Source organism: Steroidobacter agaridevorans (assembly GCF_009932555.1).
Classification (GTDB): Bacteria; Pseudomonadota; Gammaproteobacteria; order Steroidobacterales; family Steroidobacteraceae; genus Steroidobacter; species Steroidobacter agaridevorans.
Map to the genome: position 1 here is coordinate 641,791 of NZ_BLJO01000005.1, position 10,864 is coordinate 652,654.

General features: G+C 62.9%; 11 protein-coding genes. 6 read left to right on the forward strand and 5 right to left on the reverse strand.

Annotation, left to right across the window (positions count from 1 at the left end):
- Positions 1-40 precede the first annotated feature (40 nt).
- A complete protein-coding gene (gene mutM, locus GYH35_RS20965; protein WP_161829397.1) occupies positions 41-856 on the forward strand; it encodes a bifunctional DNA-formamidopyrimidine glycosylase/DNA-(apurinic or apyrimidinic site) lyase in 816 nt (271 codons plus the stop codon).
- Between the two features lie 75 nt (positions 857-931).
- Here the strand turns inward: mutM and ggt are convergent, their stop codons facing one another.
- The 3 genes from ggt to rsmD form a co-directional block, all read right to left on the reverse strand.
- Positions 932-2,614, reverse strand: a complete 1,683-nt coding sequence (gene ggt / locus GYH35_RS20970) for a gamma-glutamyltransferase (protein WP_161829398.1) — start codon at positions 2,612-2,614, stop codon at positions 932-934.
- A 65-nt stretch (positions 2,615-2,679) separates the two neighbouring features.
- Entirely contained in the window at positions 2,680-3,174 is a 495-nt protein-coding gene (gene coaD / locus GYH35_RS20975; RefSeq protein WP_129641830.1) for a pantetheine-phosphate adenylyltransferase, read from the reverse strand.
- Positions 3,171-3,818, reverse strand: coding sequence for a 16S rRNA (guanine(966)-N(2))-methyltransferase RsmD (rsmD, locus tag GYH35_RS20980; RefSeq protein ID WP_161812603.1), 648 nt, complete (start codon positions 3,816-3,818; stop codon positions 3,171-3,173). The genes coaD and rsmD overlap by 4 nt, the downstream gene beginning before the upstream one ends.
- An 87-nt stretch (positions 3,819-3,905) precedes the next feature.
- Here rsmD and ftsY point away from each other — a divergent pair, with 87 nt between their 5' ends.
- The 4 genes from ftsY (at position 3,906) to rpoH (ending at position 7,661) form a co-directional block, all read left to right on the forward strand.
- A complete protein-coding gene (ftsY, locus tag GYH35_RS20985; RefSeq protein WP_161812602.1) occupies positions 3,906-4,889 on the forward strand; it encodes a signal recognition particle-docking protein FtsY in 984 nt (327 codons plus the stop codon).
- Between the two features lie 10 nt (positions 4,890-4,899).
- Positions 4,900-5,634 carry a cell division ATP-binding protein FtsE gene (gene ftsE, locus GYH35_RS20990; RefSeq protein WP_161812601.1) on the forward strand — a complete coding sequence of 245 codons (735 nt, stop codon included), beginning with the start codon at positions 4,900-4,902 and terminating at the stop codon, positions 5,632-5,634.
- A complete protein-coding gene (gene ftsX, locus GYH35_RS20995) occupies positions 5,631-6,545 on the forward strand; it encodes a permease-like cell division protein FtsX (protein ID WP_235936826.1) in 915 nt (304 codons plus the stop codon). Before ftsE ends, ftsX begins: the two co-directional genes overlap by 4 nt.
- 276 nt (positions 6,546-6,821) lie before the next feature.
- Entirely contained in the window at positions 6,822-7,661 is an 840-nt protein-coding gene (rpoH, locus tag GYH35_RS21000) for an RNA polymerase sigma factor RpoH (RefSeq protein WP_308683808.1), read from the forward strand.
- Between the two features lie 219 nt (positions 7,662-7,880).
- On the opposite strand, the gene GYH35_RS21005 is transcribed toward rpoH, so the two are convergent.
- Positions 7,881-8,549: an OmpA family protein gene (locus GYH35_RS21005; protein WP_161812599.1), complete on the reverse strand. Its 669-nt coding sequence runs from the start codon at positions 8,547-8,549 to the stop codon at positions 7,881-7,883.
- A 127-nt stretch (positions 8,550-8,676) separates the two neighbouring features.
- On the reverse strand, positions 8,677-9,144 hold the full coding sequence (locus GYH35_RS21010; RefSeq protein ID WP_161812598.1) for an Mpo1 family 2-hydroxy fatty acid dioxygenase: 468 nt from the start codon (positions 9,142-9,144) through the stop codon (positions 8,677-8,679).
- Positions 9,145-9,384: 240 nt separating this feature from the next.
- On the opposite strand from GYH35_RS21010, the gene GYH35_RS21015 reads away from it, so the two are divergent.
- Positions 9,385-10,581 (forward strand): acyl-CoA dehydrogenase family protein, encoded by a 1,197-nt coding sequence (locus GYH35_RS21015; RefSeq protein ID WP_161812597.1) that lies wholly within the window; start codon positions 9,385-9,387, stop codon positions 10,579-10,581.
- Positions 10,582-10,864 lie beyond the last annotated feature (283 nt).

Below are 10,864 nucleotides of genomic sequence, written 5' to 3' on the forward strand. Positions count from 1 at the left end.
AGTCCCCACAAATGAGCCATTCCCTGAGCAACGGCGTCACATGCCCGAACTTCCTGAAGTAGAAACCACCCGACGCGGCATCGAGTCCTCGGTCGTCGGACGGCTGATCGAGAAAGTCATCGTGCGCGAGCCACGATTGCGCTGGCGGATTCCGAAACAGCTGCCTGAACTGGCCGCCGGTCAGCGCGTGGTTCAGCTGCGACGGCGCGCCAAGTATCTGGTGTTCGATCTCGAGCGCGGCAGCATGATCCTGCATCTGGGCATGTCGGGCAGCCTGCGAATCCTGCCCGCGACCACGCCGCCGTCCATGCACGATCACGTGGATATCGTGATGGATAGCGGCCAATGCCTGCGCTTCAACGACCCGCGACGGTTCGGCAGCCTGCTGTGGACCGACGCCGACCCGCTCCAGCACAAACTGCTGAAATCGCTGGCGCCGGAACCGCTGTCGGACGAGTTCAATGGCGAATATCTGGCGCGGGCCGCGAAAGGCCGCAGCGTGGCGATCAAGCAATTGATCATGAACGGCCAGGTCGTGGTCGGCGTGGGAAACATTTACGCCAGCGAAGCGCTGTTTCGCGCCGGTGTACGACCGCGCCGCGCGGCGGGCCGGCTGAAGCGGCCCGAATTCGATGCGCTGGTGAAAGCAATCAAAGACGTGCTGAACGACGCGATCCACGCGGGCGGCACGACGTTGCGCGACTACATCAACCCGGAAGGAAACCCGGGGTACTTTCGCCAGAAATTGTATGTATACGAGCGGACCAAGGATCCGTGTCGAGTGTGCAAGACACCGATCAAACATTTCGTGCAGGGGCAGCGGTCGACGTACTTCTGCCCGCAGTGTCAGAAATAGCGCCCGCATCCCTGACGGGATACCGTGCCTCCGGCGCGGCGCGGGCAACGGATGAATGCGAAGTTAATGTTGGCGTTAATAGACGACGCCGACACCAACGCCGCGCGGGTCTGAGATCGCTTTGACCGCTCCGGTCTTGTAGTCCCACGTAACGATCTGCATGTTGCCCGGCTGGCGCGACTCGCGCAGGTTGTGGCCGAACTGCTTCAGCGTTGCCTGCACATCGGCGTTGAGCGCGCCGGGCTCGAACGACAGCACGTCCGGCATGTATTGATGGTGGAAGCGTCCCTTCTTCACCAACTCATCCGGCGACATTCCCTGCATCCAGTCCAGCGTCGCAAGCAACACCATGCCCATGATGTAACTGCCGCCCGGCGTGCCGAGCACCATCACGCCTTCCGGTCGTTCGACGAACGTCGGCGTCATGCTCGACAGCGGCCGCTTGCCCGGCGCGATCGCATTCGATTCGGCGCCCACCAGGCGGAAGCCGTTCGGCACGCCGGCCTTGGCGACGAAATCATCCATTTCGTTGTTCAGCAGAATGCCCACGCCCGGCACCATCAACCCCGAGCCGAAGAAAAAATTGATCGACATGGTGCCGGCAACCCGATTGCCGTCGGCATCGATGATGGAAAAGTGCGTGGTCTGCGTTCCCACCGGCGCGGGCGCGATACTCGGCAGGGAATCGCTCGGCGTGGCGCGATCCATGCGAATCGAAGCGCGCTGGCCAGCCGCGTAGTGCGGACTCAACAACCGCTCCATCGGCACATTCACAAAATCCGGATCGCCGAGATATTCGGCACGATCACGATGCACGCGTCGCGCCGCTTCGACGATGAGGTGCACCCGGGTCGCGTCGTCGACCGTCTTCAGGTCGTAGCCGGAAAGAATGTTCAACGCATTGACCAAACCCACGCCACCCGACGACGGCGGCGGCGCAGTGACGATGCGTGCGCCCTGATATTCGCCAACCACCGGCTTGCGTTCTTTGACCTGGTACTCGGCGAGATCCTGCAGCGACCAGATGCCGCCCATCTTCTTTACGCCGTCGACCAGTTGCTTCGCGACCGGGCCCTTATAAAACCCATCGGCGCCGCGTTCGGCGAGCGCGGTCAGCGTCTTCGCCAGTTCCGGTTGTTTGATGATGAAGCCGACCGCCGGCACCTGGCCTTTATCCAGGAATATTTTCGCCGCCGCGCCGGCGTTGAACGTCTCGCGCTTGGCGACGATGCCGCCGCGCAATCGATTGTTCAAAGGAAAGCCGTCGCGCGCCAGTCGAATCGCCGGCTGCAGCACCGTCTTGAACGGCAGCTTGCCATACGTTTTGGAGACATACTCGAAACCGGCCGGCTCGCCTGGAATGCCCGCCGCCAGCGCCGTCGATGTCGAGCGGCCTTTGACGACATCGCCCTTCTCATCGAGAAACATGTCGTGAGTCGCCGCGCGAGGCGCGACTTCGCGCGCGTCGACCATTGTTTCGAAACCATCGGAAGCGCGATGTAACAACCAGAAGGCGCCACCGCCCAAGCCCGAGCTGCTCGGCTCGACCACTGCGAGCGCGGCGCTCACCGCCACCGCCGCATCGAATGCATTGCCGCCCTGGCGAAGTATGTCCATGCCCGCTTCGGTCGCCAGCTGATGCGCACTGGCGATGCCAGCTTTGCCCGGGCGCTCCGACTGATCCGCCAGCGCCGCGAGCGGCAACACGAACAATGCAACTAATAGAACACGAATCCGAAGCAGCGGGATGACTTTCATGGGATCTCAAATCGCGCTCGCGCCTCTGAAATCAACCAGAGGGCGTGCGCTTCAACGGAGGAGGACTACTGCTGCGCGCGGCGCTTGGCCCACGCGCGTTGCAGGGCGGCCTCGACCTTGGGATGAACGAACTGCGCGACGTTGCCGCCGAGACTGGCGATCTCGCGCACCAGAGTGGAGGAAATGAAATTGAACTGCTCGGTGGGCGTCAGGAACACATAGTCGACCTTATCCGACAGATGCCGGCTCATGGTCGCGAGCTGAAACTCGAACTCGAAGTCGGACACCGCGCGCAACCCGCGCACCACCACGCCAAGGCCATGTTGTCGCGCGAACTCGACGGTGAGGCCCGAGTAACCCGTGATCTCGACGTTGGGAATATCGTGCAGCACTTCGCGCGCCAGCTCGACGCGCTCTTCCAATGTGAACAGCGGAGCTTTGCCCGGATTGGCGGCGACCGCGACCACGACGCGATCGAAAATGCCGGCGGCTCGACGCACCAGGTCATGGTGGCCGTTGGTCATCGGGTCGAACGTGCCGGGATACATGGCGCCGGTCATGGCAAAACCTCTTCAGCGGAACGGATGCGAGCCGTCGTGACTCGCAGCAGATGATAGCCGACCTGGCCGGCCTGCTTGGAACGGTACACGCTCCAGCCGGCTGACAGCGGTGGCATCGGCACATTCGATGGACATTCCACGTAAATGTGCGCTTCCGGCGCCAGCCAGCCCTGCGGCAATCTGGCGAATACCGGCTGCAACAGCGTCGAAGCGAACGGCGGATCGAGAAATACCAGGTCGAACGGCTGCGGCGTTCGTTCCAGGAAACGGATCGCGTCTTCGCTTTTGACCGTCGCGCCGGTTGCGCCCAGACGCTGCAGAGTCTGCGTCAAATGGCGGCCCACCTGCGGCTCGCGGTCTACAAATGTCACCGCCGAGGCGCCTCGCGACAGCGCTTCGATGCCCAACGCGCCGCTGCCCGCGAACAAATCCAGACAGCGCGCGCCGGAGATGTGCGTCTGTAACCAATTGAATAGCGTCTCGCGGACCCGGTCCGGCGACGGGCGGATCGCTTCGACGTCGGGAAAATCGATCCGCATGCCGCGCCAGCGGCCGCCCACGATACGTAACTGATTCGGCGGACGTCGGCCGGCCTGGGCGGTGGTTTTGCCGACGGGTCGGCGATTGCTGGGGACTCTGGCCATGTGCGCGGCGGATGATAGCCCCGGCGCGCGCCGCCGTTGCTGTTAGAATTGCGCGCCCCGCCGCGAGACCCTGACCCAAGCTCACGAATGTTCGGTTTCAAGAAGGACAAGCCGCCCGCCGCCCCACCGCCTGCACCTCCTGCCGAGGAGCCGGTCAGCCTGTTCACGCGCCTGCGCGCCAAGTTGAACCGGGGCGACTCGTGGCTGACTTACGACCTCGCGAACCTGATTCCCGGCGGCAAGATCGACGAGAACGTGCTCGACGAGCTGGAGATGCGCCTGATCACCGCCGACGTGGGCGTCGACACCAGCGAAAGAATCCTGAGCGCGCTGCGTAAGAAAGCGGCGCGCCACGAGCTCGACGACCTGGACGCGCTGCTCGAAGCCTTGCGCGAGCAGCTCATGGACATCGTCCGGCCGGTGCAGGGCCAGATGGTCATCGACAGCAAATACATTCCGTTCGTGGTGCTGGTGGTCGGCGTGAATGGCGCCGGCAAGACCACGACGATCGGCAAGCTCGCCCGCATCATCAAAGCGGCCGACATGAAGGTGATGCTGGCCGCGGGCGATACATTCCGCGCCGCTGCCGTCGAGCAGCTGCAAGTCTGGGGTCAGCGCAACGACGTGCCGGTGATCGCACAAGCCACGGGCGCCGATCCCGCCGCCGTCGCATTCGACGCCTTGCAGTCCGCGCAGGCCCGTAAATTCGACGTGCTGATCGCGGACACCGCCGGTCGCCTGCACACGCAGTCGAACCTGATGGACGAGCTCAAGAAAGTGAAGCGCGTGATGGGGCGTCTCGATCCCAGCGCGCCCCACGAAGTGCTGCTGGTGCTGGATGCGAGCCAAGGTCAGAACGCGCTCCAGCAAGCTAAGCTGTTTCATGAAGCGCTGGGCGTCACCGGCGTCGTGCTGACCAAGCTCGACGGCACCGCCAAGGGTGGTATCGTGTTCGCCATTGCCAACGAATTAAAACTGCCGATCCGGTATCTCGGCGTCGGCGAGACCGTCGAAGACTTCGTCGGCTTCGAAGCCGAGTCCTTCGTCGATGCGTTGCTCAAGCGGGACTGACACGATCCGCATGATTCGTTTCGATCACGTTTTCAAACGCTACCCCAACGGCCGCGAGGCGCTCAGCGATCTGACCCTGGAGATCGACAGCGGCGAGGTCGTGTTTCTCACGGGCCACTCCGGTGCGGGCAAATCCAGCCTGCTCAAGCTGATCTCGTTGATCGAGCGGCCGACGCGCGGCCAGCTCATCGTCAACGGCCAGAACGTCAACGGCGTCTCGCGTCGTAAGGTCCCGGCGTTCCGCCGCCAGATCGGCATGGTGTTCCAGGATCACAAACTGCTGCACGATCGCACCATCTTCGACAACGTCGCGCTGCCGCTGATCATCGCCGGCGTCGGCACGAAGGAAATCGGCAAGCGCGTGCGCGCGGCGCTGGATCAAGTGGGACTGCTGGGTCGCGAACAGAGCATGCCGCTCGAACTTTCGACGGGCGAACAACAACGCGTCGGCATCGCGCGCGCGGTCGTGAGCAAGCCGCCGGTGCTGATCGCCGATGAGCCGACCGGCAACCTCGATCCCGAGCTGTCGCTGGAAGTGATGAACATCTTCCGTCGCTTCAACGAAGTCGGCGTCACGGTGCTGGTCGCGAGCCACGACTTGTATCTGCTCGAGCATTTCCCGGTGCGACGGGTGCGACTGGAAGGCGGCCGGGTCATCGACGACATGCCCGCGGGCGTCAGCGCCGGCGAGAAGCTCGTCGATCCCGCCAAGCTCATCACCGGCGCCGAAGGAGCGATGCGATGAGCGCCTGGCTGACCCGACACGCCCAGACCTCGATCGGCTCGCTCGGCCGATTGTCACAGCACAAGCTGGCCACACTGCTCACCGTGCTGGTCATCGGCATCGCGCTCGCGCTGCCGGCGTGCTTGCATCTGCTCATCAGCAATGCGCAGACCGCGACCGGCAATTGGAACAAGGCCGTCGATCTGACGGTGTTTCTGAAGCGCCCCACTTCTGCCGAAGAGGCGACTCGCACGGCGAGCCGCATCAAGCAGCGACGCGATGTGAGCAACGTCGAAGTGATCACGGCGGACGCCGCGTTGAAGGAGTTCCGGCACGACTCGGGATTTGGCGCTGCCATCGATGCGCTCAATGAGAATCCGCTGCCCCATACGTTGGTGGTCACACCGGCCACGGATTTCACGACCTCCGCCAATCTCGACAGCCTCGCCGCCGACCTGCGCGCGATGCCGTCGGTCGAGATCGTGCAGCTCGATACCGCCTGGGTGAATCGTCTGAACGCGATTCTCGAGACGGTACGCCGGGGGTTGATCGTGGCTGCGGCGCTGCTGGCGCTGGGGGTCATGGTCATCGTCGGCAACACCATCCGGCTCGACATCCAGAACCGCCGCGCCGAGATCGAAGTGACCAAGCTGGTCGGCGGCACCGACGGCTTCGTGCGTCGGCCTTTTCTGTACAACGGCATCTGGTACGGGCTGGGCGGCGGCCTTACCGCCTGGATCATCACCGCGGCCGTGATCGCCATCCTGCGTGAGCCCATCGGCCGCATGGCCGGCCTGTACGGCAGCGCCTTCGAGCTCGGCGGCCTGGACACACGGGCCACCCTGATCCTGCTCGGCGGCGGGATCGTTCTGGGCTGGCTGGGGTCCTACCTTGCGGCCACCCGCCATCTGCGGGCCATCGAACCGACCTGACCCGTCGATCAGTCTCGCCAATCCGCATACTCAGTCACGGCATTCGTGACTGACGTTCACGGGCCGCCCCAGGGCGAAAAGACTTCAGTAATATCAACGGTTTAGCTAGGCGCAAACCGTTCGGAACCTATGGGCGCCGCCGGAACTTTCAAGGCGACTTAGCACTCAAACATCGCGATTGCTAAACTTCTGACCACTGACTGGAGGGGAATCTTCGACATGACATCAACTGCGCTTGTTCGCTCTCACACCGAACTAGCCGCCAGCCCCCTGCACATGCTGGCCGGCCCGGTCGGCAGCCTCGATTCGTACATCGATCGCGTGTCGCGCATTCCGGTGTTGTCGCGGGAAGAGGAGCTGGATCTGGCTCGTCGCCTGCGTGACAACGAGGACCTGGACTCGGCCCGCCAGCTCGTGTTGTCCCACCTGCGCTTCGTGGTGCACATCGCCCGCGGCTACAGCGGCTACGGCCTGCCCGTCGGCGACCTGATTCAGGAAGGCAATGTCGGCCTGATGAAGGCGGTGAAGCGGTTCGATCCGGACGTAGGCGTGCGACTGGTGTCGTTCGCAGTTCACTGGATCCGCGCCGAGATCCACGAGTACGTGTTGCGTAACTGGCGGCTGGTGAAAATCGCCACCACCAAGGCGCAGCGCAAGCTGTTCTTCAACCTGCGCAAGTTCAAGAAGAACCTGGGCTGGCTGACGGACGTGGAGACCAAGGCGATTGCCCGCGACCTCGGCGTGACCACCGCCGAAGTGACCGACATGGAGCAGCGGTTGAGCTCGCGCGACCTGTCCTTCGATCCGGCCCCGGATGCGGATGAAGAGGATGGCGCGTACTCGCCGTCGGCCTACCTGCAGCACCCGGAAGCCGATCCGTCGGTCGCCGTGGAACGCGAGCAGTGGGACGAGGACACCGCCGAGCGGCTGTCTCAGGCGCTGGAAACGCTGGACGACCGCAGCCAGCACATCCTGCGCAGCCGGTGGATGCAGGACGAGAAATCGACCTTGCACGAGCTGGCCGACAAGTACGGCGTGTCCGCGGAGCGTATTCGCCAGATCGAGGCGAACGCGATCAAGAAACTGCGCGGCCTCGTGGCCGAAGCCACCGCATGAGCGAACTAACGGACTGAACCAGCGTCATGGACCCTGTAAACCAAAGGGCCGGCCTCGTGAAGAGCCGGCCCTTTCTCTTTGCGCCTATCTCATAACGCGGCAGCAGATATTTTTGTCCTGCGGGCGGCTTGCCTGGAGTAACCCGGCCGGCTCGCGCCTCCGACCCATCCTTTCCGGGCCGGCGAGCAGCATCAAAAATAAACAGCTGCTGCGTTAATCTCAGCCCTTCGTAATCGGCACGATCGTCATCTCGACACGCCGATTCTGCGCACGACCTGACTCCGAGTCGTTGGAAGCAACCGGATGCGACTCACCCGCGCCGACCGTCAGCAGGCGCTGCTGAGTGACGCCCTGGCCCGTCAGATAATTCGCAACCGACGACGCGCGACGCTCCGACAACTGTTGGTTGTACTGGTCGCTGCCCGTGCTATCGGTGTGGCCGGCCACTTCGATGACCGTCTTGTTGTATTCCTTCAGCACCATCGCAACGCCGCCGAGCGCGTTATAGAAACCTGAATTCAGGTCCGCGCTATTGGTCGCGAACGTGATGCTGCTCGGCAGGTTCAACGTGATGTTGTCGCCCACGCGCGTAACGCTCACGCCCGTGCCTTCGAGCTTCTGGCGCAACTTCGCTTCCTGCACGTCCATGTAATAACCAACGCCACCGCCGGCCAACGCGCCTACGCCCGCGCCGATCAGCGCGTTCTCCAGCTTGTCGCCTTTCGTCAGCAAGCCAGCCACCGCGCCGACGGCAGCGCCGATGCCTGCGCCCTTGGCAGCCTTGCTGGTTTGCGACTCGCGCGTATACGGATTGACCGTGGTGCAGCCTGCGAGCAGGCAGGTCACGACGATGCCGACACCGGCGAGCTTGGAAAAACGATCGACCATGGGGTTTCCTCTCCGCTGAAAAAATCGCGCGGCACTATGCACCCGCGCCATACACGGGATCAGCCTGGAAAAAACGGACTGAACCGGCACTGAATCCGTGAGTGTCCGCCGCGCTGAGCTACCGAAACTAGTAAGGAATTCGCATTTTTCGATAGATAAAGCTGAGCAACCATAGCGGACCGATCATCAAGAACTGAATGTCTTTGAAAAACGACGGTCGCCGCCCTTCGTAGTGATGTCCGATGAACTGACCGATCCATGCCACCACGAACAACGCGATGCATACGCTCCACAACGGCCACGGCAGGCTTTGCAGTCCGACAATGGCCAACGTCACCAGCCCGGCGAATACCGCCATGCCGACCGCGAGCGACCACGACATCGACAGGTAATACACCACGCCTGCCAATAGAAACAGCAAGCCCCAGTTCAGCAACGGCGATATCTCCTGCCAGGTCCGCGGCGCGGGCACCGACCACAGCAGCCCGATCAAGCTGACGACGATGATGGGCACGCAGATCCAGTGCAGCGCCTTGTTGATGGCATTGCGGTGACTCTCGCCATATTCATCCAGCCATTGCTCCACGGTGCGCATCGCTCCCCCTTGCTCAACGTGATTCCTCGTACAAGTTACCCCCGCTCAGCCGTCACCGACAAGAATTGTAGGCTTGCCTTGCCGTACCGGGCTTGCAGGGGCGCGCCGGGGCCGGAAAATTAAGGGTTTTCGCACCTTCCCACCGCCCGCGGCGGCGGCCACGACACCACCTCCGCTCAAGTGCGCACCAAGTCACTATCGGTCGCGTGCGCTATTATTCGCCCGACCAGGAGAGCCCACATGTCAGCCAAACCGAAAGCAGCGCCGTCCGCGGCCCCCGAACTCGATCCCGTCGATCTGTACAACGTCCGCGCCATGCTCAGCGACGAAGAGCGCCTGGTGCAGGACTCGGTCGCGAAATTCGTCGACGAGCAAGTCATTCCCATCATGGGCGATTGCTTCGAGCACGAACGTTTCCCGCGCGAGCTGGTGACTGGCGTCGCGGAGCTCGGCCTGCTGGGCAGCTCGATCCACGGTCATGGCTGCGCCGGTTTGAATGGTGTGTCGTACGGCTTGATCTGCCAGGAACTGGAGCGCGGCGACTCGGGCCTGCGCAGCTTTGTTTCCGTGCAGTCCAGCCTGTGCATGTATCCAATCGACGCGTTCGGCAGCGAAGAGCAGAAGCAACGCTGGCTGCCGAGCATGGCCAAAGGCGAAACCATCGCCTGCTTCGGCCTCACCGAGCCGCACGGCGGCTCCGATCCGGCCAACATGAAGACGCACGCCAAGCGCCAGGGCAAGGACTGGGTGCTGAACGGCGCGAAGATGTGGATCACCAACGCCCCGATCGCCGACCTCGCCATCGTCTGGGCCCGCACCGACGACGGCATCCGGGGCTTCCTGGTCGAAAAGGGCTTCAAAGGGTTCACCACGGCCACGATCAAACACAAGATGAGCTTGCGCGCGTCGCTGACGGGCAGCTTGTTCTTCGACAATGTCGTCGTGCCGGAAGAAAACATGCTGCCGAACGTCGTCGGGTTGAAGGGCCCGCTGTCGTGTTTGACTCAAGCACGCTACGGCATCTGCTGGGGCGTGACCGGCGCGGCACAGGCGTGTTTGAAGGACGTCATCGAATATTCGAAGACCCGCATTCTGTTCAACAGGCCGCTGGCCGCGACTCAAGCGATTCAGATTCGCCTGGCGGAGATGGCCCGGAAAATCACAACGTCACAGATGCTGTCGTTGCAGCTCGGACGTTTGAAAGATCAGGGGATCATGCAGCCGACGCAGGTCTCTGTCGCCAAGTGGCACAACGCTCGTGCGGCGATTGAAGTGGCGCGAGATGCGCGTGACATTCTCGGTGGCGCGGGCATCAGCGTTGAGTACTCCCCAATTCGGCATGCGCTCAACTTGGAAAGTGTCATCACTTACGAGGGCACGGAGACCGTTCATCAGTTGACGGTCGGTCGTGCTCTGACGGGGATTAACGCGTTCTAACGTTTGTTGTGATTCCGCCGCCGGGGCCCCGGAGTAAGAGGCCTCGGTGGTCTGCAGCGCCGGGAACGTCCTAGGTCTTCCCGGTACCGTGCTCCCCGTCACTCGCGCTATCGCGCGGATTCCTTGGGTCCCGTCCCTGGGCGCACTGCTCCGGCAAAGTCCCTTTTGTCCGAAGCTGCCGGGAAGACCTAGGACATTCCCGACGCCGCCGAAATGTCAGCTGCGCATTCGCGCGTGACTCTTCTCCCACCACCAACCCTCGGTTGTGAGTTTGGCGTCGCGC

What these genes read in the sequence shown, in the direction of transcription:
- GYH35_RS21010 (WP_161812598.1), bottom strand. Translation starts at nt 9,144, where the DNA reads ATGCGCACCGTGGAGCAATGGCTGGATGAATATGGCGAGAGTCACCGC.
- GYH35_RS21005 (WP_161812599.1), bottom strand. Translation starts at nt 8,549, where the DNA reads ATGGTCGATCGTTTTTCCAAGCTCGCCGGTGTCGGCATCGTCGTGACC.
- GYH35_RS21015 (WP_161812597.1), top strand. Translation starts at nt 9,385, where the DNA reads ATGTCAGCCAAACCGAAAGCAGCGCCGTCCGCGGCCCCCGAACTCGAT.
- mutM (WP_161829397.1), top strand. Translation starts at nt 41, where the DNA reads ATGCCCGAACTTCCTGAAGTAGAAACCACCCGACGCGGCATCGAGTCC.
- ggt (WP_161829398.1), bottom strand. Translation starts at nt 2,614, where the DNA reads ATGAAAGTCATCCCGCTGCTTCGGATTCGTGTTCTATTAGTTGCATTG.
- rsmD (WP_161812603.1), bottom strand. Translation starts at nt 3,818, where the DNA reads ATGGCCAGAGTCCCCAGCAATCGCCGACCCGTCGGCAAAACCACCGCC.
- rpoH (WP_308683808.1), top strand. Translation starts at nt 6,822, where the DNA reads ATGCTGGCCGGCCCGGTCGGCAGCCTCGATTCGTACATCGATCGCGTG.
- ftsY (WP_161812602.1), top strand. Translation starts at nt 3,906, where the DNA reads ATGTTCGGTTTCAAGAAGGACAAGCCGCCCGCCGCCCCACCGCCTGCA.
- coaD (WP_129641830.1), bottom strand. Translation starts at nt 3,174, where the DNA reads ATGACCGGCGCCATGTATCCCGGCACGTTCGACCCGATGACCAACGGC.
- ftsX (WP_235936826.1), top strand. Translation starts at nt 5,631, where the DNA reads ATGAGCGCCTGGCTGACCCGACACGCCCAGACCTCGATCGGCTCGCTC.
- ftsE (WP_161812601.1), top strand. Translation starts at nt 4,900, where the DNA reads ATGATTCGTTTCGATCACGTTTTCAAACGCTACCCCAACGGCCGCGAG.